The organism is Achromobacter sp. MFA1 R4, from assembly GCF_900156745.1.
Classification (GTDB): Bacteria; Pseudomonadota; Gammaproteobacteria; order Burkholderiales; family Burkholderiaceae_B; genus Achromobacter.
In genome coordinates, this window is sequence record NZ_LT707065.1 from 5,078,045 (window position 1) to 5,100,866 (window position 22,822).

Here is a 22,822-nt window from a genome sequence, read left to right on the forward strand (position 1 = left end):
GCAACCCGCTGCGGTCTGCCGCCCGGATGACAAGCGGCTGCGGACCCCGCCCGGCGGCCACGCCGATGGCATGCCGCGTTTGACAAAGCCGCCCGTTGAGAGGAAAGTAGCGGGCATGAATTTCCGCGCTGTTCGCATTTCGCTGATTATTACCATCATTCCTGGAATGGTGGGTTAGCGCGCGACCGCAACAGTCACAGCCACCCGCCCCACGAGGCGGGTTTTTTGTGGCCGCCTCTGCCGGGCAAGCCTACCCAAGCAGAGAGTCCATGTCCGCACCATCTCCCACCACGACCCCAGATTTCCAGGCCGGCAACGCCTCGCCCATGGAATACCTTCGGCACATCCTGACCGCGCGGGTCTATGACATCGCCCGTGAAACCGAACTGGACCTGGCGCGCGGCCTGTCCGCGCGGCTCGGCAACACCGTCCACTTCAAGCGCGAAGACAACCAGCCGGTGTTTTCGTTCAAGGTGCGCGGGGCGTACAACAAGATGCGCAATACGCCGCAGGCCGCGCTGGACCGGGGCGTGATCACGGCATCGGCCGGCAATCACGCGCAGGGCGTGGCGATCTCGGCGGCCCGGCTGGGCGTGCGCGCCATCATCGTGGTGCCGCAGACCGCGCCGCAGGTCAAGGTGGATGCCGTGCGGGCCCATGGCGGACCGACCGTCACGGTGGTGCAGGCCGGCGATTCCTACAACGACGCCTACGCCCATGCGCAAAAACTGGCGCGGGAACAGGACCTGACCTTCGTGCCCGCCTTCGATGACCCCTACGTGATCGCGGGGCAGGGCACGGTCGGCATGGAGATCCTGCGCCAGCACCCCGAGCCGCTGCATGCGATCTTCGTGCCCATCGGCGGAGGCAGCCTGGCGGCGGGCGTGTCCACGTATGTCAAGGCGGTCCATCCCGGCGTCAAGGTGATCGGCGTGCAGACCGAGGATTCCTGCGCGATGGCGCAATCGTTGCGCGTGGGCGAGCGCGTCATCCTGGCCGAAGTGGGCCTGTTTTCGGACGGCACGGCTGTCAAGCTGGTCGGCGAGGAAACCTTCCGCCTGTGTCGCGAATACCTGGACGAGGTGATCCTGGTGGACACGGACGCGGTGTGCGCGGCCATCAAGGACGTGTTCCTGGATACGCGCAGCGTGCTGGAGCCTGCGGGCGCGCTGGCGGTGGCGGGCTTGAAGAAGTACGTGGAGCGGGAAGGCGCGCGCGGACAGTCGCTGGTGGCGGTCACTTCGGGCGCCAACATGAACTTCGACCGTATGCGCTTCGTGGCGGACCGGGCCGAGGTGGGCGAGGCGCGCGAGGCGGTCTTTGCCGTGACCATCCCGGAAGAGCGCGGCAGTTTCCGGCGCTTCTGCGGCGTGATCGGCCAGCGCAGCGTGACCGAATTCAACTATCGCATCGCCGATGCACGCACCGCCCACATTTTCGTGAGCGTGCAGATCGCGCGCCGCGGCGAGGCCGCCGAGATCATGGCCGCGCTGACCACCGAAGGCTTCTCGGCCACCGATCTGACCCACAACGAGGTGTCCAAGCAGCACATCCGCTACATGGTGGGCGGCCGATCGCCACTGGCGGGCGGAGAGCGCCTGTTCCGCTTTGAATTCCCCGAGCGCCCGGGCGCGCTGATGAAATTCCTGTCGGCGATGGCGCCCAACTGGAACATCAGCCTGTTCCATTACCGCAACCAGGGCGCGGATTTCAGTTCGGCGCTGGTGGGCATCCAGGCCCCGGTCGCCGACGACGCGGCGCTGGACGCATTCCTGCGGCAACTGGGCTACGCGCATGCCGAAGAAACGGGCAACGCGGCTTACCGGCAGTTCCTGATGTGACTGCGGCGCGGGTCGGTGCAGCCAGGCTGGGAGGCGGCTGCACCGCTGTTTTGGAAAAGTAATGTTATTACATTACTATGCTGGGTTTTTGCGCGGCGCGGACGACGGTCCTTCGCGCGCTTTTCACCGCTGCATTCCAAGATGGCTTCATCCATTCCCGTTCCCGCTTCCCCGCAACATTCCCGCCTGCAATCCATCGACGCCTTGCGCGGCCTGGTCATCGTGATCATGCTGCTGGACCACGTGCGCGAGACCTTCTTCCTGCATCATCAGGTCGGCGATCCGATGGACGTGGCGGCCACGCCGCCGGACCTGTTTTTCTCGCGGCTGCTGGCGCACCTGTGCGCGCCGGTGTTCGTCTTCCTGACGGGCCTGTCGGCCTGGCTGTACGGCGCCAAGGCGGGCAGCCGGGGTGCGACCGCCGCGTTTCTCGCCAAGCGGGGCCTCTTTCTCATCGCGCTGGAAGTCATCGTGGTGAATTTCGCCTGGACCTTCCAGTTTCCGCCCACCGTCGTCTACCTGCAGGTCATCTGGGTGATCGGCCTGTCCATGCTGTCGCTGGCAGCATTGCTCTGGCTGCCGCGCTGGGCGCTCGTCGTGACCGGCGTCGTGCTGGTGGCGGGCCACAACGCGTTGGACGGGCTGCATTTTGCGGCCGGCCATGCCATGCACGTGCCGTGGGCGGTGTTGCACGACCGCGGCTGGCTCGAGGTTAGTGACACGTTGCGCCTGCGCACGTCGTACCCCCTGCTGCCGTGGATCGGGGTGATCGCGCTGGGCTATGCGGCGGGCGCCTGGTTTCAGCCGGGCGTGCAGGCCGGTGTGCGCCAGCGTCGCCTGTGGACGGCTGGCCTGGCCGCCGTGGCCGGCTTTGTGGTGTTGAGGATGCTGAACGGCTACGGCCAGGCGCAGCAATGGGCCGTCCAGGACGACGCCCTGCATACGGCGATGAGCTTTCTGAACATCACCAAGTACCCGCCGTCGCTGCTGTTTCTGCTGCTCACGCTGGGCCTGGGCCTGTGCCTGCTGGTGCTGATCGAGAAGGCGCAATCGGCCGCATGGGTGCGGGCGCTGTGCGTTTTCGGGGCGGCACCCATGTTCTTCTACCTGCTGCACCTGTACGTGTTGAAGGCGCTGTACCTGGCGGGCGAGGGCATCTGGGGCCTGAACCAGGGCAAGTATTTCGGCGTGGACGGCATGGGGGCGGTGTGGGCGATCTCGATCCTGCTCGCCGTGGCGCTGTATTGGCCCGTGCGCCGGTTCGGCCGCCTGAAGGCGGCGCGCCGCGACATCGCCTGGCTCAAGTACCTGTGAGGCCGGCGATGGCGATGCGAAAATTTTCCGCGGGCATCGCGGTTCTGCTGGCCCCGTGGGCGGCCGACGCGCAGCCGGGCGCCGTGACGCTGTACGGCGTCGTGGACCTCAGCGTGGCGGGCTTTTCCACGCAGGAGCGCGGCACGGCGATCAATATGCAGTCGGGCGTGCAGTCCGGCTCGCGTTGGGGGCTGCGCGGCAGCGAAGACCTCGGCAACGGGTTGCGCGCGAATTTCCAGCTCGAAAGCGGCGTCCTTGCCACCAACGGCAAGTCCGCGCAGGGCGGCCGCCTGTTCGGGCGAGCGGCCTGGGTGGGCGTGTCGGGCGGCTTTGGCGACCTGCGGCTGGGCCGGCAGACGTCGGCGTCTTCCGCCACGCTCGCCGACTACGACGCCTTCCTGGCGTCATACCTGATCACCGGCGCGCAGACGACACTGTTGCCCTACAACGCCAATCGCGCCGACAACACCGTGGCCTACTGGACGCCGTCCGTCGGCGGCTTGCGCGCGGGCGTGGACGCCAGCCTGGACTACGACGGCGGAGGCGGCTTCCAGACCGGCACCACCAACAAGCTGTACAGCGCCGCGATCGTGTTTGACCGGCCAGGCTATTCGATCGCCGCGACCTACGAAGGCGCGCGCTGGGCCGATGGCACGGCGCAGTCCGCGGCAATGTCAAAGGCCGGCGCCGATCGCCAGCCCTTCGCCTATACGCTCGCGGGCCGCGCCATGGTGGACGCGTTCACGTTCTACGCCGGCTGGTCCGTGATGCGCAATGGGTCCACCATCCCGGCCGTGCAATCGCCCGGCCAGCGCAGCTACTTCCCGGGCAGCACGGTCCACGGCGTGATGGCGGGCGCGACGTGGCGCGCGGGGTCGGGCACCGTGATGGCGTCATGGCAGGCCAGCCTGCCGGGCGGTGGTTCCCTTGAACGCGACGGCGCCACGCACTCCCAGCAGGTGTATTCGGCGGGCTACGTGTACGACCTGTCCAAGCGCACCAACGTGTACGCGATCTACGGCTACATGCGGGGCGCCTGGGACGATCCGTCGTGGCACCAGGCGCAGTACGCGGTGGGAATGCGGCACCGGTTCTGACTTGGCGCGGCAAGGGCGTCGGCGGGGCCGCCGGGGTCCCGCGTTTGTTTGGATAGCCACGGCGAAACGGGTGCGCTGCGTCGCGGCTGATCGCGTTCCGACGGGCGCACCGGGCCAGATTTGACCCGGCCGGGCCAAATCTGGCCCGGTGCGTTTTCTTATTTATCAATGACTTGGAAATAACCGGGCCAAACTTGGCTCGATTTTCCGGCCAAACCGCGGCTTTTCTTGAGCCGCGATGGCGATCGGCTGGCTGATTCGCGCGGGATTCAGCTTCAAGGCCTTGATGTTGCAGGGGTTTTCTTTGCACCGCTAACGCTGGCACGGATTTCGCATATGTCGCCGCATTCCCGACAACGGGATGCCTCCGGCCTCTTGAAGGCCATTGCGACGACACCGGACTCCGTCATGCCAACCCCGCCAGGCGCTGCCCCCTCCGTTCCAAAGCGAAACGCCCCTCCCGTCGAAGAGCACTACACCGACGCCGAATACCAGGAAGCCGAAGCCGAGAACGACGGCATCCAATGGAGCGACGAAGACCTGGACGGCCCGCAGGGCGTGGTCGCCCCGCTGAACACCATTGCCCCCGAAGACGTCGAAGCCGGCCAGAACGCCTTTGACCAATGGCTGCGCGAGAACAGCGACGGCTGGGTCACGCTGCCGCGCATCAAGGCGGCAGCGGGCGCGGTGCCGGTGCTGGGCAACCTCATGGCGCTGGTGGATGCCATCGGCGACATCACGACATTGGTCGACAGCAATCCCACGCAATTCCTGGACTGGGTCAGCCTGGGCATCAACCTCTTTGGCGTGGTGCCCGCGCCTGGCACGGCGGCTGCGCGCATGAGCCTGCGGCCCGCGCTGTTTCTCGTGCAAAAGGAGGTCGCACGCCAGGCCAAGGCGGGCCTGGGCAACGCGATCATCATGGCCCTGGCTGCGCACCTGAGCGAGAACATCGCTGGCGACATCGAAGACTTCGCGCAACAGGCGCAGGCCCGGCTGGAAGGGCTGCTGCGGGATGCGGGGGCCAAGGCAGAGGAAATCATTCGGGCGCTGGCCGATGTCCTGGTCAGCCTGACCGTGCCGGCCAACGCGGATGCCTCGTTCGAGAAAGCCGGCGCGCAGCTCTCGTCCGCGTGGGACAAGAAATGGGACTCGCCGCGGGGCGCCGCGCGCGACCTCTGGGATGGCCTGGGTAGCGGCGTGCGCGGCAGCAAGCAGTCGGTCGGCAACGCCGCCAAGGACCTGCTGCCCGGCAAGGCGCGCGACTTGATGCTGCGCTCCGCCCAGCGCCTGAACGCCCTGGCGCCGCAAGTCAATGACAGCATGCAATCGCTCGCCGACGAGAACAACGTCAACAGCATCGCGTCATTGCTCATGCACCTGTCGGTGGCTGTGGTGCTGTGGCGCCAGCGCAAGGGGTACGCCATCGGCACGAACGTGCGACCGGCCGTGGCGAGCAAGGCCCGGCAGATGGCGCGCTCGATGCGCCTGGCGCGCATCCGCCGCCAGGCCCGCGCGCGGCGGAATGCCAATCCGGACAAGAACGGCGCCTGCCCGGCCACTTGCCACAGCATCAGTTTTGCGATGGGCACGGAGCGCATCAAGCATGTGGATTTCTCGCTGCGCGGGCCTTTTGCGCTGCGCTGGGCGCGAACGTATTCGTCGGATCTCGCTGCGTTTGATAGGGGGCCGCTGGGCGCGCGCTGGATCAACGAGTACACCACACGCATCGACATCAAGACGGCAGGCGCGGATCGCGAAACCCTGCGCTATCACGCCGAGGACGGACGCACGCACGCGTGGCCGCTACCGGCGGTTGGCAAGTTCCACTACGACCCGGTCGAGAATCTGACGGTGGTGCGCACTTCCGACACCGACCTAACCGTGGCGCAAGGGTACGAGCGGCGCGCCACCTACCAACGCGAGGGCCGGCGGTTTCGGCTGACGGGCATCTACCTGCGCAACGGTGCGCGCGTGGCGCTGCACTATCGGCATGTCGTGGGACGGCGCAGCGTTCTGTCCGACCTCGTGACGTATCTGGACGATGCACCTCACACGCACGTCGGCACGCAGATCGACGCCGCCGGCCGCATCGTCGCGCTCTGGCAGCTCAAGGACGGAGAACCGCAGCGGCAACTGGCCGGTTACGACTACGACGAGCAAGGGGACCTGCTGCAAGCGCGCGACGAGCACCAGGCGCAGTGGGACTACCACTACCGACACCACCTCATCACCCGCTACACCGACCGCACCGGACGCGGCATGAACCTGGAGTGGAAGGGTTCAGGCCCCAAGGCGCGCGCCATCCGCGAATGGGCCGACGACGGCAGCTTCGACACGCGCCTGCGCTGGCACCCCGAGATCCGCCTGACCTATGTCACCGACGCGCTGGGCCATGTCACGGAGCACTACTACGACATCGACGGCTACACCTACCGCATCGTGCACCCGGACGGCCTGTCGGAATGGCTGTATCGCGACGACGGCAAGAACGTGGTCACGCACATCCACCCCGACGGCAACATCGACAGCTACGCCTACGACGAGCGCAGCAACCTGCTCGAACACTTGCGCGCGGACAGCACCTCGGTCCACTACGCCTACGACGACCAGGACCAGCTCTTCAAGATCCGCGACGCCGAAGGCGGCCTGTGGCAGCGCGACTACAGCCCGCGTGGGTATCTGACCGAGACGATCGATCCGCTGGGTCACAAGACCGAATACGCCTATGACGCGGCGGGCCATCCGGTTGCGATCCGGGACGCCCGGGGCGGAGAGAAACTGCTGGCCTACGACGCCGCAGGCCAGCTTACGCAGTACACGGATTGCTCGGGCAAGCGCAGCGCGTGGATGTATGACGAGGCGGGACAGGTGACCGCCTTCACGGATGCGGCGGGCAACGTCACGCGCTACGGGTACGAGGCGGGGCACCTGGCCCTGGTCACGCACCCGGACCAGACGGTCGAACACTACGAGCGAGACGCCGAAGGGCGGCTACTGGCCCACACCGACGCGCTGGGCCGGCGCACGCAATGGACGTACAACGGCGCGGGGCTCCTTGCCCGGCGCCTGGACGCGGCGGGCAGGACGCTCCAATACGAATGGGACAAGCTGGGCCGACTCACGGCGCTGGCGAATGAGAACGACCGGCAAGCGAGATTTGTCTATGACCCGGCCGGGCGACTGCTGGAGGAGCGAGGCTTCGATGACGTGGCCACCCGATATCGCTACGACCCGGACAGCGGAACGTTGCTGTCGGCGCAGGATGGTGACCGGGTAATCGAGTTCATGTTCGACGCATTGGGCCGCGTGACACAGCGGCTGGCGCGGCCGTATGCGCCGCCGGCGCAGGCCCCGGTGCAAACGGTCGCGAAAAGGGGCGCGCAAACGTCAGCGCGAGCCTCGACACGCTCAGCGCAGGTTCGCGTCGAGACGCAAACGGAGCGCTACGCCTACGACGGCAACGGCCGCCTGATCCTCGCCGAAAACACCGCCTGCCGGCTCCAATGGTTCCACGACGCCGCCGGCAACCTGACCCGCGAACACCAGCACTATCTGGCCCTGGCGCAGCCAGTCGTGGCGGTCTGGAAGCACGAGTACAACGAGCTGAACCAGCGCATCGCCACGCACCGCCCCGATGGCCATCGCGTCAGCGTGCTGACCTATGGCTCGGGCCACGTGCACGGCCTGATGTTCGACGACCATGAACTCGTCAGCATCGAACGCGACGACCTGCACCGCGAGACCACGCGCACGCAAGGCAATGGCCTGGCGCAGACGCAATCGTGGGACGCGATGGGGCGCCTCAATGCACAGAGCATCGCGCGGGGCGCGCAACGCCTGATCCACCGCGGCTACCGCTACGATGCGGCCGGCCAGTTGGAAGCAATCCAGGACAGCCGCCGAGGCCCCTTGGCCTACCGCTATGACCCGGTAGGACGCCTATTGGAGGCCACCAGCAGCCTCGGCAAGGAAGCCTTCGCCTTCGATCCGGCCAACAACCTGCTGGATCCGGCGAGCCACCCAGCACAAGAGTCCCCGGGCATGGCGGGCCCCGTCTACACCTACCGCCAGCGTTCCGCGCGCCTGGACAACCTCCTACGCGAATACGCCGGCACCCACTACACCTACGATGCCCGCGGCAACCTCGTTGAAAAGCTGCACAACGGCCAGCGCTCGCGCCTGCAGTGGGACCTTTTCAACCGCCTGACGGGCTACAGCAACGACCGCCTGCACGTGAGGTACCAGTACGACGCGCTGGGCCGCCGCCTGCTCAAGCAGTCCGAGGCTCACTGGCGCGAACGGCCGGGCATGACGCCCGCGCAGCGCCAGGAAGAGCAAGCCCGCCTGAACCGCGCGATGGGTTGCAGCACAACGCTGTACGGTTGGGATGGCGATACCTTGGCATGGGAAGGCCGCGACGACCAGACCACGCACTACCTCTACGAACCCGGCAGCTTCGTGCCACTGGCCCAGGCGATCAGCCGCAAGCCCGTGCTGCTGCATCAGCAACCGGCTTACGCGGATGCCTATGACATCGACCGCGATCCGCTATGGATATCCTCGCCCGACCCGGACCCGGTGGACGCCATGGCCTGGTATCACTGCGACCACCTGGGCACACCCCAGGAACTGACTGACGCGCAAGGCGAGGTAGTTTGGAGCGCGCAATACCACGCGTGGGGTGCAGCCAAAGAGGCCATCACCGATGCCGCCCGCGCGGCGGGAATCCGTAATCCGATCCGATTCCAGGGGCAGTATCTGGACCCGGAAACGGGCCTGCATTACAACCGGCATCGATACTATGATCCGCAGATCGGACGGTTCATTGCGAAGGATCCGATCGGGTTTGCGGGTGGGCTGAATGTTTATCAGTATGTGGATAACCCGGTGGGATGGGTGGATCCGTTGGGGTTGGCTCCCCAATTGCCCAAAGCTTGCGGTTGTTTGGATTGGTCGAGAGTCCATCCCGCAACTGGGGAGAGTGCGATCGATCACGTGCGCAAGCACGGAACAGACAATCTAGAAAAGCCATCACATGGAATTTTCAACGAGGATCCGATAACGACGACAAACGCGGCATGGAGTAAAGCGGTAAAGGATGGCGTGCGACCTACAGTAGGAGGAAATGGCAACTTCAACTACGACATCACATTTCCTAATGCAGGAAAGGCTGGGGGCTTTTCGGGCTTGGCGGCCGGCAATCCAACTTTGAATGGCGTAAAGATTGTCACTCTCCCCGGGACAAATAAGGTGGTGACTTCATTTCCAAAATGAACGAGGAAAGTTATGGAAGATAAATATTACGTAGCCATGGCCGTGAGCGTGGACTGTTATGAGCAAAGCGACTATTTATATCTGATGGCACTGGATGGGGTTGAGATCATTGGTTACGCGGCGGAGTTCGATACGTGCACAAACGATGTGGCCTACGCGTGTGATCCTCACAACTATGAAAATGCAAAATGGTTCGCTTGGAACGAGAACTGGCAGTGGCGCCCAGCAACACTTGCAGAGATTGAGGCAGCAAAACTCGATAAATATCTGATCGGCGTGAAAGACGACATGAAGACGACGACGGCGATTCGCCGCTTGTAACGGTCTCGCCGAGAAGAGGAAATGGCAAGCCGGGATGGGCTCCGCGCGCCTTCGCAACTTGCTGTTTGGGTACGTCGGGACGCAGTATCCCTCCAGGGCCGTGATCTCATCGAAAGACTCCACCACGTTCATCTCCGCAACCTAGGGTTCACTGCGACCAGTTGGGCACACCGCAGGCACTGACTGGTGAGTAAGGCGAGACTGGGAGGAACGCGCTATGGCACGCGTGGTGCGCAGCAAAAAGAGTCGATCGGTTCACCCAAGTAGTTCTGTTTCTTTGCGGGCCTGCGCTTAAGCCGGCTCGCTCGCGCCGATCCCGTCCAGCGCCCTCGCCACATCCTCCGGCAACCGCAACGACCCCGCCGCCATATTCTCCCGCAGATGGCCAGACGATGACGTGCCCGGTGCGAGCTACCCCGCACAAGAATCCTCCCTGGGCATGGCCGGCCCCGTCTACACCTACCGCCATCGTTCGGCGCGCCTGGACAACCTCCTACGCGAATATGCCGGCACCCACTACACCTACGACGCGCTGGGCCGCCGCCTGCTAAAGCAATCCGAAGCGCACTGGCGCGAACGGCCCGGCATGACGCCCGCGCAGATCCGGGAAGAACAAGCGCGCGCGAATCGCGCGTTGGGCTGCAGCACGACGCTCTACGGCTGGGATGGCGATACCCTGGCATGGGAAGGCCACGACGACCAGACCACGCACTACCTCTACGAACCCGGCATTTTCGTGCCGCTGGCCCAGGCGATCAGCCGCAAGCCAATTCTCCTGCACCAGCAACCGGCGTACGCCGGAGCCTATGACATCGACCGCGATCCGCTATGGACGACCTCGCCCGACCCGGACCCGGTGGACGCCCTGGCCTGGTATCACTGCGATCACCTGGGCACGCCGCAGGAACTGACCGACGCGCAAGGCGAGATCGCCTGGACTGCGCAATACCACGCGTGGGGCGCGGCAAAAGAAGCCATCACCGATGCCGCGCGCGCGGCGGGAGTCCGTAATCCGATCCGATTTCAGGGGCAGTATCTGGACCGGGAAACAGGCCTGCATTACAACCGGCATCGGTACTATGATCCGCACATCGGACGGTTCATTACGAAGGATCCGATCGGGTTTGCGGGTGGATTGAATGTTTATCAGTATGCGGATAATCCGGTAGAGTGGGTTGATCCGTTGGGGTTGGCGCGTTCAGGTCGATGGACTCCAGTCGGGAATGGGCGAATACGGGTAGACCCCCCGCACGTCGAAAATACCGATCAGCAAGTACACGCACACTGTCAGTGCAAATCACGGCATCAAGAAGTCGTTGTTAACCGCGACGGTACACAAAGTCATGGATCGCGGGGCAAGATTTCCGACTTGACTAGAAAAGAGATGGAATATTTGCGAACTCAAGGATTTGATTTATGAGAAAGCTAGCCGGATTTAGAGCCCTAGGCACTGCAGTGGGCACCGATACGTCCATAGCGCTGGACGAAATTTCCATAATTGGCAGCGCAGACACCTTTCGTGCGCTCGGTAATTTTCTATTAAGGGCTTCCCGAGAAATCCAACTCCATGATATCGAGCATATGCACCTTCAAGATGCAATCGCGGATTTCTCTCAAGATAACCATGTCGACATCATCGTCCTCAATGAGAGGAGAATTAAACAGAAGGGGTGAAGCGATATACGGGCGGTGGCAAGGTCAGGGGTGAGTTAGAAACACTCCCCGCGCCGCGTTGGCGTTGATGCCGAAAACCAGGAAATCGTTATTTTGGACAAGACAGTCACTCATCCAAATGGAGATGAAGAGTTTCACGGACATGTGCGGTGCTGGTGCGACTTGCATGATACGCACCGCTCCGCATTACAGAGATCTGGAATGGCTACAAGCAAAGGAAAACTCGGGAGATAGCAGAATGGCGAATCTTTACACCAAATCTGAAATCGAACGTCTGCTTGGGTCCACCGACAGGAGTGTCGTTGCAGATGCATTGCTGAATCTGTGTTTCAACTCGGACGACCCGGAATGGATCCTGGATAAATGCATCCAAGCAATTAAGGATGGCGGAGATGATGAGATAAAAGGGCTGGCTATTACCTGCATTGGGCACGTCGCCAGAATGCATAAGAGGATTGATCGAAACAGGGTGATGCCAATTCTCGACCGTGAACTTGATAACCCGGTGCTGTCGGGAAGAGCGCAAGATGCCCTGGACGACATCGACCAGTTCGTTGAATAGTCTGGACGACATCAGAGATGATGCGGTTGCAGATATCAAGCCCCTATGAAAGCCGCGCGCTCGACACACAGGCGGCGACCTCGCTCGCCTGTGCGCGAAGCACACTTCAATCGTTGCCCCGGGCTCAATGCAGAATCTGACTCAAAAACAGCCTGGTTCTTTCATTCCGCGGATGATCGAAGAAGTCGTCCGGGTTGTTCTCTTCGATGATCTCGCCACGATCCATGAAGATCACCCGGTTGGCGACCTTGCGCGCGAAGCCCATTTCATGCGTCACGCAGATCATCGTCATGCCGCTTTCCTGCGCCAGCGTGACCATCACGTCCAGCACCTCCTTGACCATTTCGGGATCCAGCGCGGACGTGGGTTCGTCGAACAGCATGACCTTGGGATTCATGCACAACGACCGCGCGATCGCCACGCGCTGCTGCTGGCCGCCGGATAGCTGCCCGGGGAACTTGAGGGCCTGGTCCGGGATGCGCACGCGCTCCAGGTATTTCATGGCCGTGGCTTCGGCCTGGGCGCGGGATTGCTTGAGGACCCACATGGGACCCAGCGTCAGGTTTTCCAGCACGGTCAGGTGCGGGAACAGGTTGAAATGCTGGAACACCATGCCGACCTCGCGGCGGATGGTCTCGATGTGCTTCAGATCGCTGGTGAGCTCCGTGCCGTCGACGATGATCTGGCCTTTCTGGTGTTCTTCCAGCCGGTTGATGCAGCGGATCATCGTGGACTTGCCCGAGCCCGAGGGCCCGCATACCACGATGCGTTCACCCTGGGCGACGTTCAGGTTGATGTTGCGCAGGACGTGGAACTGGCCGTACCACTTGTTGACGTCCTGCAGGCGAATGATGGCATCGGACATGCCTGGTCTCCTTCGGATTTACCGGGCGTGCCCGGTGGCCAGGCGCTGCTCGAGCGCGCGGCTGTATTTGGACATGGAATAGCAGAAGACGAAGTAGATCAGCGAGATGAAGAGATAGGCCTCCACCCCGAAACCTCGCCACGCCGCGTCGGACAGGGCCGCCTTGGCCGCCAGCGTCAGGTCGAAGATGCCGATGATCACGACCAGCGACGTGTCCTTGAACAGGCTGATGAAGATGCCCACCAGCGGCGGAATCACGATCTTGAGCGCCTGCGGCAGGATGATCTTGCGCATCTGCTGCCAGTAGTTCAGGCCGAGCGAGTCCGCGCCTTCGTACTGCCCCTTCGGGATGGCCTGCAAGCCGCCGCGCACCGTTTCGGCGATGTAGGCCGCGGCGAACATGATGATGGCGATCTGTGCGCGCAGGAGCTTGTCGATGGTGAAGCCTTCGGGCAGGAACAGCGGCAGCATGACCGAGGACATGAACAGCAGGCTGATGAGCGGCACGCCGCGGATCAGCTCGATGTACACGACGCACAGCGCCTTGATCGCGGGCATTTTCGACCGGCGTCCCAAGGCCAGCAGCACGCCGATCGGAAAGGCGAAGGCGATGCCGAAGGTGGCCAGGATCAAGGTGAGCGGCAGGCCGCCCCAGCGGGCGCTTTCGACGTAGGTCAGGCCGAATACGCCGCCCCACATCAGCACGGCCACGGCCGCCAGGCCCAGCGTCCAGATGAGTGCGAGCTTGCCGTTCCAGAAGCGGCGCATGCCGCTTGCCACGATCACGGCGATGAGGATCACGGTGGCGATCAGCGGCCGCCATTGTTCGTCGAAAGGATACGTGCCGAACAGAATCAGCCGGTGCTTTTCAATGATGAAGGCCCAGCAGGCGCCGCCGGAGGCCCGGCATTCCTGCGCGTTGGCCGCGTCGAAGTTCGCCTTGATGAAGGCCCATTCCACCAGCGCCGGCACCGCCATCAGCAGGCCCCACGCCAGCAGCACGGTGATCAGAAGATTGAGCGGCGACGAGAACAGGCGCGCCCGCATCCAGGCCCAAGCGCCGGTCTGCGCGCCGGGCGGGGCGAGGTCCGCGCCCAGGGTTTGCGTAGTGTTGCTCATCTCAACGCTCCACCAGCGCGATGCGCTTGTTGTACCAGTTCATGAATATCGAGATCGACAGGCTGACCGTGAGGTAGGCGCCCATGATGATGAGGATGCCTTCGATGGCCTGGCCGGTCTGGTTCAGCGTGGTGTTCACGACCGACACGATGTCGGGGTAGCCGATGGCCACCGCCAGCGAACTGTTCTTCAACAGGTTCAGGTACTGGCTGGTCATCGGGGGGATGATGACGCGCAGCGCCTGCGGCAGGATCACCAGGCGCAGCACCAGGCGGCGCGGCAGGCCCAGCGAGCCGGCGGCTTCCCACTGGCCGTTGTTGACCGCCTGGATGCCCGAGCGCACCACTTCGGCGATGAAGGCCGAGGTGTAGACGGTCAGGCCCAGGAAGAGGGCGACGAACTCCGGCGTCAGCGTCAGCCCGCCGACGAAGTTAAAGCCCTTGAGCGCCGGCATGTCCAGCGTCAGCGACGCGCCGCTCGCGAGCCAGCCGATGAGGGGGAACGCGACCAGCAGGCCGATGGCAGTGCGGCCCAGCTTGAACGGCTGCCCGGTCGCCTCCTGGCGCTTGGTGGCCCAATGCCCCAGGACGACGATCGCCACGATGGCCAGCGCCAGTCCGCCCAGCATCCAGTCCAGCGACGCGCCTTCCAGCCCCGGCACCTTCAGCCCGCGATTGGAGATGAAGACGCCCGGGAGCGGATGGTGCGCCTGCCGCGGACCCGGCATGTTTTCGGTGATGAGCGCGTACCAGAAGAAGAGCTGCAACAGCAACGGCACGTTGCGCATCACTTCGACGTAAACGGAGGTGATCTTGTTGACCAGCCAGTTCTTGGACAAGCGGCCTACGCCGATGAAGACGCCCAGGACGGTCGCGGCCACCAGCGCCAGCAGCCCGACGCGCAGCGTGTTCAGCACCCCGGCGAAGATGGCCCGCCCGTAAGTGTCGGCGGGAGAGTAGGCGATGACCGTTTCGCCAATGGCAAAGCCCGCCTCGCGATTCAGGAAGCCGAAACCGGTCGAGATGTTGCGCAGCGACAGGTTGTGCAGCGTGTTGTGCACCAGGAACCAGACGGCGGCCCCGACGAGCGCCAGGGCCAGCGCCTGGTAGACCAGCGCGCGCGTGGCCGGGTCGTTCCAGGAGACCCGGCGCGGCGGCCGCTGCGCCGGGCGTTGAGCGATATGCGGCGCCACGGTTCAGCCCGCCATCAAGGCGCTGACCGCGACGGCCAGGCGGTCCATGCCTTGCTCGATGACCTCGGTGGAGGTCGCGAACGAGAAGCGCACATAGGGCGACAGGCCGTACGAACCGCCGTCGATCACGGCCACACCCGCTTCGCGCAGAAAAAAGAGGCTCACGTCCAGGTCGGTCTTCAGCTCCCCGTCGGGGCCTTTGCGGCCGATCAGGCCCTGCACGTTGGCGTACACGTAGAACGCGCCGTCCGGCATGGCGCACGAAATGCCCGGAATGTCGTTCAGGCGGCGCACGATCAGGTCGCGGCGGGCCTTGAAGATCTGGACCATCTCCGCGACGCTGGACTGGTCGCCTTCCAGGGCGGCCTGGGCCGCGGCCTGCGAGATCGCGCTGGGGCATGACGTGCTTTGCGACATGACCGTGCTCATCGCCTTGATCAGCTCGGCCGGGCCAGCGCCATAGCCGACGCGCCAGCCGGTCATGGCGTAGGACTTGGACATGCCGTTCACCACGAGCGTGCGTTCGATGAGCTGGGGCTCGACCTGCACGGGCGAGGCGTGCGCCTGGCCGCTGTAGGTGAAAGGCGCATAGATCTCGTCGCTCAGGATCCACACGTGCGGATGGCGCAGCAGCACGTCTGTCAGCGCGCGCAGTTCGGCGGCGCTGTAGACGGCGCCGCTGGGATTGCTGGGCGAGTTCAGGATCAGCCAGCGCGTGCGCGGCGTGATGGCCGCTTCCAGCGTGGCCGCGTCCAGCTTGAAGCCCTGCGATTCGGGGCCGGTCACGACGACCGGCTTGCCTTCGCCCAGCAGCACCATGTCCGGATAGGACACCCAGTACGGCGCGCACACGATGACTTCGTCGCCCGGCTCCAGGCTGGCGGTCAGCGCGGCGGCGATGATCTGCTTGGCGCCCGCGCCCACGGCGATCTGGTCCATGCCGTAGCGCAGGCCCAGGGTCTGTTCCAGGCTGTTGGCGATGGCGCGGCGCAGGCCCACCGTGCCGTTGGGGCTGGTGTAGCGGATGTCGCCGCCGGCGATGGCGTCCTGCCCGGCGCGCGCGATGTGCGCCGGCGTGGGCATGTCGGGCTCGCCCAGCGTGAAGTCGGCGATCTCGCGGCCCTGGCGGCGCAGTTCGTCCACGACGATCTTGGCGGCCATGCTGGGCGAGGGTTTGATCTGTTTGAGTCGGGCGTTGACGATGCTGTTCATGGTGTTGCTGCGTAAAGGTGTTTCAGGGGCGGGCCGCGCCCGCACGCCAGGAAAATAGGGCGGCTGCGCGTGAGGCGCAGCCGCGTCATGCCGGGACTTAACGCACCGGCCAGCCGTACATCAGGCCGCCTTGCGTCCACAGCTTGTTCAGGCCGCGCTCCAGCTTGAGCGGGCTGTTCTTGCCCATCGCGCGGTCGTAGCTTTCGCCGTAGTTGCCGACCTGCTTGATGATGTTGTAGGCCCACTTGTCGTCCAGGCCCAGGTTCTTGCCCATGCCCGGCGTCACGCCCAGGATGCGCTGGACGTTCGGGTTGGTGCTCTTGAGCATTTCATCGACGTTCTTGGACGTGATGCCGTATTCCTCGGCTTCGAGCATGGCGTTGAGCGACCAGCGCACGACGTTGAACCACTGTTCGTCGCCCTGGCGGACCATGGGGCCGAGCGGCTCCTTGGACAGGTTCTCGGCCAGGATTTCCCAGTCGTCCGGGTTGGCCAGGCGCGTGCGCATGTTGGCCGCGGTGTTGGACTTGTCGTTGGTGTAGGCGTCGCAGCGGCCGGATTCCAGCAGGCGGAAGTTCTCGTCGTAGTTCTCGACCAGCACGGGCTTGAAGCTCAGGCCGCGGCTGCGGAAGTAGTCCGACAGGTTCAGTTCGGTGGTGGTGCCGGGCTGCACGCAGATGGTGGCGCCGTCCAGTTCCTTGACGCTCTTGACGTTCATCGCCTTCTTCACGATGAGGCCCTGCGCGTCATAGAAGTTCACGCCCACGCCGATCAGGCCCAGCGTGGTGTCGCGGGTCAGCGTCTGCGTGGTGTTGCGCGACAGCATGTCGATCTCGCCCGATTGCAGCGCGGTGAATTTCGCCTGCGCCGTCAGCACGTTGCCCTTGACCTTGGAGGCGTCGCCGAACATCGCGGCCGCCACGGCGCGGCACATGTCCACGTCCAGGCCGGTCCATTCGCCCTTGCTGTCGAGCACCGAGAAGCCGGGAATGCCGGCAAAACCGCATTGCAGGAAACCCTTTTTCTTGACGGCGTCGAAGGTCACGCCGGCCTGCGCGCCGGAAGCAACGCACAGCAAGGTCGCCGCGACGGCGGAGCTCAGAAACTTGCGCATGGAGATTTCTCCTGGAGATCGAAAGTGCTTGAAAAAGCGGATGGGTCGGAAACGGCCAAGCGTGCGGGGACCGCCCCGGCAAAGCCGGGGAGGGCGCGTCGCGCATTCGGACGGGGGTCGAAAAGGGATGTGAGGCAGGCAGGCCGGCGGGGCCGGTCAGTCGTCGCGCCGGTGCCGGCGCGTGGTGTAGCGGTGGTACGTACTGCGGAGGGTAAGAATGGGGCTCATCGGCGGCACTGGTACGTCATGGGTCTAGTGGCGGCGCGCGGGTCGAGGGCCGGTATCGCGGCCGACGCCGTGCGTCATCCAATAAGACGTATGATGGCAGCCGTCATACAAGTAGACAAGTAAGGGGATTCCCGTAATTCGACACACGGGAAGGGTCTGGCTTCGGTGTTATTGCGCCGGCGGATGGGACAGCAGCTTGCGGTAACGCGCAATGCTGTCGCCCAGGTGGCGCGCCATGGCGGCGCGCGCGGCGCCGGGATCGCGGCGCATGATGGCGGTCAGAATCGCTTCGTGTTCGCGCACGTTGCGGGTTTCGTACATTTCCAGTTCTTCGGGCGTCTTGCCGCCATGCTTGATGTTCAGGTCCAGCATGACGTCGCGCACCGCGGCCTTGAGCAAGGCGGGAAAGTGCGGATTGTTGGACGCGCGGGCGATCGACAGGTGGAATTCGTAGTCGGCCTTGACGGCCGCTTCCATGTCGCGCGTGGCGCGGTTGAAGGCGTCGAAGGCTTCGACAATGCCGCTCAGGTCCGACGCGCTGCGACGCTCGGCGGCCAGTCCACAGGCCTCGACTTCCAGGCCGGCGCGCAGCTCCATGATGTGCAGGGCCCAGCGCGGGTCAGTGGCGGGTTCGACGACGAAATCGATGGGTTTTTCGCGGTCTTCGGTCACGAAGACGCCAATGCCGGGCTTGCTGACGAGGCGGCCGCTCAGGCGCATGGAGGCGACGGCTTCGCGGATGACGGTGCGGCTGACTTCGAACTCGTCACACAGCGCGTGCTCGGAAGGCAGCTTGTCGCCGGCGCGGTATTGGCGCGCATCCAGGCGCTTGGTCAGTTCATCGATGACGTAGTCGGTGAGGCGCGAGCGGGGAGGCCGGGCAGGAGTTTGCATTGTCTCTCTTATACGGAAATCGCTGCGGGCAGGGCAGGCGGCCCCGCGCGCGCAGCCGCAAGTGTACGCGTTCCCGGGGCGCGCCGCGGGTGTCCGGCCCGGGCGCGGGAGCGCGTCGCCGGGTGGCGCGGTCGCGGGACAGCATTGAGCCATATGACAACATACGGCCCGCGATTCGCCAACTTTTCTTTGCATCAAGAAGCAAAACGCCCTCCGGCGGAGGGCGTACTGGCGCTTACGCGGGCGCGGGTTTACTCCGCGCCGGACTTCTTGATCAGGGCGTCGAGCATTTCCATCTCTTCGCCGGTCAGGTCGGTCAGGGGTGCGCGCACCGGGCCTGCGTCGTGGCCGACGAGCTTGGCGCCGGCTTTGACGATGCTGACGGCGTAGCCGGCCTTGCGGTTGCGGATTTCCAGGTAAGGCAGGAAGAAGTCATCCAGCAGGCGGTTGGTGGTGTCGCTGTCGCCAGCGGCGATGGCGTTGTAGAACTCCATGGCCATCTTGGGCACGAAGTTGAAGACGGCCGACGAGTAGACGGGCACGCCCAGCGCGCGGTAGGCGGCGGCGTAGACCTCGGCGGTGGGCAGGCCGCCCAGGTACGAGAAGCGGTCGCCCAGCTTGCGGCGGATGCGGACCATGGATTCGATGTCGCCGATGCCGTCCTTGAAACCGACCAGGTTGGGGCAGCGGTCGGCCAGGCGGGCCAGGCTGTCGGCCGACAGACGCGACTGGGCGCGGTTGTAGACGATGACACCGATGTTGACGGACTTGCAGACCTGCTCGACGTGGGCGGCAATGCCGTCCTGCGAGGCTTCAGTCAGGTAGTGCGGCAGCAGCAGCACGCCCTTGGCGCCCTGGCGCTCGGCTTCCTGGGCGTAGGCGATGGCGGTGCGGGTGGGGCCGCCGGCGCCGGCCAGGATGGGCACCTTGCCCTTGCAGGTCTGCACGGCGGTGCGGATGACGTCGGAGTATTCCTGGGGCGCGAGCGAGAAGAACTCCCCGGTGCCGCCCGCGGCGAACAGGGCGGTGGCGCCGTAGGGGGCCAGCCATTCCAGGCGAGCCGCGTAGCTCTTGGCGTTGAAGTCGCCGTTCTGGTCGAAATCGGTCACCGGGAAGGAAAGCAATCCTTCCGAAACGATGTCTTTGAGTTCCTGCGGAGTCGTCATGGCTGTCTTCCAAATAGAGGAATGGGATGAGGAGGGGGTGCCGAAGTGCGGTCGCTGCCGAACCTGCGAGGTAAGTCATCGTACAACATACAAGTTGGGATAACAACCGGGTCTTCAGCAAATTGTTGTCGTACAACATGACCCCATGGTGATCAGCGATTTAGGAATTTCCCTAGATTGAATCCCGGCGCATGCCCAGCTATTCTCCCGCTTCATTGTCGTACGACAACGTACAAGAACGACGACAATTCCATATCCTTAGGAGACAAGCTTGAAGGCATTTCCCGTGTTGCGCCGTCTTTCCGCCGTCCTGGCGCTCGCCGCCGTGTGCGCCGCTCCCGTCCACGCTGCCGACGATTGGCCGTCCGGCAAGGCCATTACCCTGATCGTTCCGTTCGCCGCGGGCGGCACGTCCGACATCCTGGGCCGCCTGATCGCGCAGGAACTGGGCACCACGCTCAAACAGACCGTCGTGGTCGAAAACAAGGGTGGCGCGGGCGGCGTGCTGGGCGCGGATGCCGTGGCGCGTGCCAAGCCGGATGGCTACACGCTGCTGCTGGGCACCATCGCCACGCACGCGATCAACCCGTCGCTGCTGCCGAGCATCAACTACAACGCCGCGAAGGACTTTGCGCCGGTGATCCTGTTGGGCAGCATTTCCAACGTGCTGCTGGTGGGCGCGAACCAGCCGTACAAGAGCGTGCAGGACGTGGTTGCGGCGGCCAAGGCCAACCCGGACACGATCGCGTTCGGCTCGGCCGGCCAGGGCACGTCGCAGCATCTGTCGGGCGAAGTGTTCAAACAATTGACGGGCGCACACCTGACGCACGTGCCGTACCGCGGCAGCGCCCCGGCCATCCAGGACCTGATCGGCGGCCAGATTCCCAGCTCGTTCGAGACCGCCCTGGTCGCGCTGCCGTACGTGCAGAGCGGCAAGGTCCGGGCGCTGGCCGTGACGTCGGCCAAGCGGACCGCCGTGCTGCCGGACGTGCCGACCATGCAGGAAGCCGGCGTGTCGGGCTTTGACGTGAGCAGCTGGCAAGCCATCTACGCGCCGGCCAATACGCCGCCCGCCGTGGTCGAGAAGCTGAACAAGACCATCGCCGACATCGTCGCCAAGCCCGAGGTGAGCGCGAAGATGCAGGGACTGGGCCTGGCCTACACGCCCAACACGCCGGCCCAGTTCGCGGACTTCCAGTCCGCCGAGCAGGCCAAGTGGGCAAAGATCATTGCGGACGGCAAGCTCAAGCCGCAGTGATGCGTGGCAGGACATGAAAGCGCGGGGCCCGGCCGCGAGCCGGCCCGCGTGCTTTACCGGGAACCGCTGGCCGCCGCCAGCAATACGCCGCAGGCGACCAGCAGGCCGCCGAATACGCGATCGATCCCCTGGCGCGCGGCAAGCAGCCGGTCGCGGACCGCACCCGACGAAAAGCACACGGCCACCACGCTGAACCACGCCACGTGCGCCAGCGAGATGAAGGCGCCATAGCCGATCTGCACCGCCAGCGGCGTGTCGGGCCGCACCACCTGCATGAAGAGGCTCACGATGAAGACCGTGGTCTTGGGATTGAGCGCATTGGTGAGCAACCCGGTGCGCAGGGCCGCCGCATCGGTCATCGCCCCCCTGGCGCCGTCGCCGGCCGGGCCGGCGGGTCGGGCGCGCAGCATCGTGATGCCCAGATAGACCAGATAGGCCGCGCCGGCCAGCTTGATGGCATTGAAGAGCCAGATCGACTGCTGGATCAGCAGCCCGACGCCCACCAGCGTGTAGCCGACGTGGATCAGGACGCCCAGGCCGATGCCCAGGGCCGTCAGCACGCCCGCGCGCCGAGACAGCATCAAACTGTTGCGCGTCACCATCGCAAAGTCCGGCCCCGGACTCACGACGGCGAGCATGGTAATTGTGATGACAGCTATCAGTTCGGTCATGGCGTATCCTGGCGAATAAAACACTGAATGGCCAGGATGCTAGCGGCTGAGATCGAAGGCGTATAACGATGTTTTCTGACAATCATGGTGACTTGGGCTCACCATCATCCGATGCGCGCCTGCCGTCCCTGCTGGCGCTGCGGTGCTTCGAGGCGGCCGCCCGCCATGAGAATTTCAGCCAGGCGGCGGCCGAGCTGCATCTGACGCATGGGGCGGTCAGCCGGGCCGTGCGCCTCGTCGAAGACGAGTTGCAGGTGGCGCTGTTCGATCGGCGCAATCGGCGCGTGTTCCTGACCGACGCCGGCCGCACGCTGGCCCGCGCGGTGGGCAGTGGCCTGGGCCTGATGCGCCAGGCGGTCGGTGAGTTGCGCGCCAGTGCGCGGCTGGGGCGCCGTTGGGTGCTGTCGTGCGAGCCGACCCTGCTGATGCGTTGGCTGATCCCGCGCTGGCCGGATTTCCAGGCGCGGCATCCCGATATCGACGTGCATCTGGTGGCGGGCGGCGGGCCGTTTTCGTTTGCCAGCGGCATCGACCTGGCGATCCGCCGCGATGACTTTGCCTGGCCCGACAGCCATTACGCCGCGCCCTTGTTCGCGGAACGGGTGGGCCCGGTGTGCCATCCCGGCAAGCTGGCTGCGTGGTTCGATCAGGAAAATGCGGGTCTGGCGCTGAAGGCGGACGCGCCGCGCCTGCATACGCGCACGCGGCCGGGCGCGTGGCGGGAATGGGCGGCCGCGGCCGGGCAGCCTGCGCCCGATGGGTCGGGGCAGGCCTTCGATCATTTCTATTTCAGCCTGCAGGCCGCGTTGGCGGGCCTGGGGGTGGCGATCGGTCCGTGGCCGCTGGTGCGCGACGACCTGGAGAGCGGCCTGTTGGCCGCCCCGATGGGCTTCGTCGAAGACGGATCGCGCTACTGCCTGCTTGCGCCCCAGCCCGTGCAGCCGGGTAGCCCGCAGGGCGACCTGCTGGCGTGGCTGCAGGCGATGGCGTAGCCGCAGGCGCCGCATGGCGCGGCGC

The 22,822-nt window shown here is 64.9% G+C and carries 18 protein-coding genes; 10 read left to right on the forward strand and 8 right to left on the reverse strand.

What is annotated here, in order from left to right; translation table 11 throughout:
- Positions 1–269: 269 nt before the first annotated feature.
- The 8 genes from ilvA to BXA00_RS23275 all read left to right on the forward strand — a co-directional run bounded on the left by ilvA (position 270) and on the right by BXA00_RS23275 (position 12,086).
- Positions 270–1,841 carry a threonine ammonia-lyase, biosynthetic gene (ilvA, locus tag BXA00_RS23245; protein WP_076520745.1) on the forward strand — a complete coding sequence of 524 codons (1,572 nt, stop codon included), beginning with the start codon at positions 270–272 and terminating at the stop codon, positions 1,839–1,841.
- 141 nt (positions 1,842–1,982) lie between these two features.
- Entirely contained in the window at positions 1,983–3,155 is a 1,173-nt protein-coding gene (locus BXA00_RS23250; RefSeq protein ID WP_076520746.1) for a DUF1624 domain-containing protein, read from the forward strand.
- Between the two features lie 14 nt (positions 3,156–3,169).
- Positions 3,170–4,252, forward strand: coding sequence for a porin (locus tag BXA00_RS23255; protein ID WP_076520747.1), 1,083 nt, complete (start codon positions 3,170–3,172; stop codon positions 4,250–4,252).
- A gap of 408 nt (positions 4,253–4,660) precedes the next feature.
- Positions 4,661–9,529: an RHS repeat-associated core domain-containing protein gene (locus tag BXA00_RS23260; protein ID WP_076520748.1), complete on the forward strand. Its 4,869-nt coding sequence runs from the start codon at positions 4,661–4,663 to the stop codon at positions 9,527–9,529.
- A gap of 12 nt (positions 9,530–9,541) precedes the next feature.
- The gene (locus BXA00_RS23265) at positions 9,542–9,850 is read left to right on the forward strand and encodes a hypothetical protein (RefSeq protein WP_076520749.1); all 309 of its coding nucleotides are present in this window, start codon (positions 9,542–9,544) and stop codon (positions 9,848–9,850) included.
- A gap of 439 nt (positions 9,851–10,289) precedes the next feature.
- Complete coding sequence (locus BXA00_RS29450; protein WP_076520750.1) at positions 10,290–11,270, forward strand: RHS repeat-associated core domain-containing protein; 981 nt, start codon at positions 10,290–10,292, stop codon at positions 11,268–11,270.
- Complete coding sequence (locus tag BXA00_RS28975) at positions 11,267–11,524, forward strand: hypothetical protein (RefSeq protein ID WP_156902852.1); 258 nt, start codon at positions 11,267–11,269, stop codon at positions 11,522–11,524. The genes BXA00_RS29450 and BXA00_RS28975 overlap by 4 nt, the downstream gene beginning before the upstream one ends.
- 124 nt (positions 11,525–11,648) lie before the next feature.
- Positions 11,649–12,086 (forward strand): hypothetical protein, encoded by a 438-nt coding sequence (locus BXA00_RS23275; protein ID WP_231952142.1) that lies wholly within the window; start codon positions 11,649–11,651, stop codon positions 12,084–12,086.
- 124 nt (positions 12,087–12,210) lie between these two features.
- Here the strand turns inward: BXA00_RS23275 and BXA00_RS23280 are convergent, their stop codons facing one another.
- From BXA00_RS23280 to kdgD, 7 genes are all read right to left on the reverse strand, one after another.
- The gene (locus BXA00_RS23280; RefSeq protein WP_076520751.1) at positions 12,211–12,951 is read right to left on the reverse strand and encodes an amino acid ABC transporter ATP-binding protein; all 741 of its coding nucleotides are present in this window, start codon (positions 12,949–12,951) and stop codon (positions 12,211–12,213) included.
- Between the two features lie 18 nt (positions 12,952–12,969).
- On the reverse strand, positions 12,970–14,070 hold the full coding sequence (locus tag BXA00_RS23285) for an amino acid ABC transporter permease (protein WP_076520752.1): 1,101 nt from the start codon (positions 14,068–14,070) through the stop codon (positions 12,970–12,972).
- A gap of 1 nt (position 14,071) precedes the next feature.
- A complete protein-coding gene (locus tag BXA00_RS23290) occupies positions 14,072–15,262 on the reverse strand; it encodes an amino acid ABC transporter permease (protein WP_156902853.1) in 1,191 nt (396 codons plus the stop codon).
- A gap of 3 nt (positions 15,263–15,265) precedes the next feature.
- On the reverse strand, positions 15,266–16,474 hold the full coding sequence (locus tag BXA00_RS23295) for an aminotransferase class I/II-fold pyridoxal phosphate-dependent enzyme (protein WP_076520753.1): 1,209 nt from the start codon (positions 16,472–16,474) through the stop codon (positions 15,266–15,268).
- 97 nt (positions 16,475–16,571) lie between these two features.
- Positions 16,572–17,588: an amino acid ABC transporter substrate-binding protein gene (locus BXA00_RS23300; RefSeq protein WP_076520754.1), complete on the reverse strand. Its 1,017-nt coding sequence runs from the start codon at positions 17,586–17,588 to the stop codon at positions 16,572–16,574.
- Positions 17,589–17,984: 396 nt separating this feature from the next.
- A complete protein-coding gene (locus tag BXA00_RS23305; protein WP_076520755.1) occupies positions 17,985–18,710 on the reverse strand; it encodes a FadR/GntR family transcriptional regulator in 726 nt (241 codons plus the stop codon).
- Between the two features lie 251 nt (positions 18,711–18,961).
- Complete coding sequence (kdgD, locus tag BXA00_RS23310) at positions 18,962–19,876, reverse strand: 5-dehydro-4-deoxyglucarate dehydratase (RefSeq protein WP_076520756.1); 915 nt, start codon at positions 19,874–19,876, stop codon at positions 18,962–18,964.
- Between the two features lie 271 nt (positions 19,877–20,147).
- Here kdgD and BXA00_RS23315 point away from each other — a divergent pair, with 271 nt between their 5' ends.
- Positions 20,148–21,134, forward strand: a complete 987-nt coding sequence (locus tag BXA00_RS23315) for a tripartite tricarboxylate transporter substrate binding protein (protein ID WP_076520757.1) — start codon at positions 20,148–20,150, stop codon at positions 21,132–21,134.
- 53 nt (positions 21,135–21,187) lie between these two features.
- Here the strand turns inward: BXA00_RS23315 and BXA00_RS23320 are convergent, their stop codons facing one another.
- A complete protein-coding gene (locus tag BXA00_RS23320; protein WP_076520758.1) occupies positions 21,188–21,805 on the reverse strand; it encodes a LysE family transporter in 618 nt (205 codons plus the stop codon).
- 68 nt (positions 21,806–21,873) lie between these two features.
- Here BXA00_RS23320 and BXA00_RS23325 point away from each other — a divergent pair, with 68 nt between their 5' ends.
- Positions 21,874–22,797: a LysR family transcriptional regulator gene (locus BXA00_RS23325; RefSeq protein WP_076520759.1), complete on the forward strand. Its 924-nt coding sequence runs from the start codon at positions 21,874–21,876 to the stop codon at positions 22,795–22,797.
- The last annotated feature ends 25 nt before the right edge of the window (positions 22,798–22,822 follow it).

Excerpts from the sequence above, each read along its gene's own strand:
- ilvA (WP_076520745.1), top strand. The coding sequence starts at position 270 with ATGTCCGCACCATCTCCCACCACGACCCCAGATTTCCAGGCCGGCAAC.
- BXA00_RS23250 (WP_076520746.1), top strand. The coding sequence starts at position 1,983 with ATGGCTTCATCCATTCCCGTTCCCGCTTCCCCGCAACATTCCCGCCTG.
- BXA00_RS23255 (WP_076520747.1), top strand. The coding sequence starts at position 3,170 with ATGCGAAAATTTTCCGCGGGCATCGCGGTTCTGCTGGCCCCGTGGGCG.
- BXA00_RS23260 (WP_076520748.1), top strand. The coding sequence starts at position 4,661 with ATGCCAACCCCGCCAGGCGCTGCCCCCTCCGTTCCAAAGCGAAACGCC.
- BXA00_RS23265 (WP_076520749.1), top strand. The coding sequence starts at position 9,542 with ATGGAAGATAAATATTACGTAGCCATGGCCGTGAGCGTGGACTGTTAT.
- BXA00_RS29450 (WP_076520750.1), top strand. The coding sequence starts at position 10,290 with ATGGCCGGCCCCGTCTACACCTACCGCCATCGTTCGGCGCGCCTGGAC.
- BXA00_RS28975 (WP_156902852.1), top strand. The coding sequence starts at position 11,267 with ATGAGAAAGCTAGCCGGATTTAGAGCCCTAGGCACTGCAGTGGGCACC.
- BXA00_RS23275 (WP_231952142.1), top strand. The coding sequence starts at position 11,649 with ATGAAGAGTTTCACGGACATGTGCGGTGCTGGTGCGACTTGCATGATA.
- BXA00_RS23280 (WP_076520751.1), bottom strand. The coding sequence starts at position 12,951 with ATGTCCGATGCCATCATTCGCCTGCAGGACGTCAACAAGTGGTACGGC.
- BXA00_RS23285 (WP_076520752.1), bottom strand. The coding sequence starts at position 14,070 with ATGAGCAACACTACGCAAACCCTGGGCGCGGACCTCGCCCCGCCCGGC.
- BXA00_RS23295 (WP_076520753.1), bottom strand. The coding sequence starts at position 16,474 with ATGAACAGCATCGTCAACGCCCGACTCAAACAGATCAAACCCTCGCCC.
- BXA00_RS23300 (WP_076520754.1), bottom strand. The coding sequence starts at position 17,588 with ATGCGCAAGTTTCTGAGCTCCGCCGTCGCGGCGACCTTGCTGTGCGTT.
- BXA00_RS23305 (WP_076520755.1), bottom strand. The coding sequence starts at position 18,710 with ATGCAAACTCCTGCCCGGCCTCCCCGCTCGCGCCTCACCGACTACGTC.
- kdgD (WP_076520756.1), bottom strand. The coding sequence starts at position 19,876 with ATGACGACTCCGCAGGAACTCAAAGACATCGTTTCGGAAGGATTGCTT.
- BXA00_RS23320 (WP_076520758.1), bottom strand. The coding sequence starts at position 21,805 with ATGACCGAACTGATAGCTGTCATCACAATTACCATGCTCGCCGTCGTG.
- BXA00_RS23325 (WP_076520759.1), top strand. The coding sequence starts at position 21,874 with ATGTTTTCTGACAATCATGGTGACTTGGGCTCACCATCATCCGATGCG.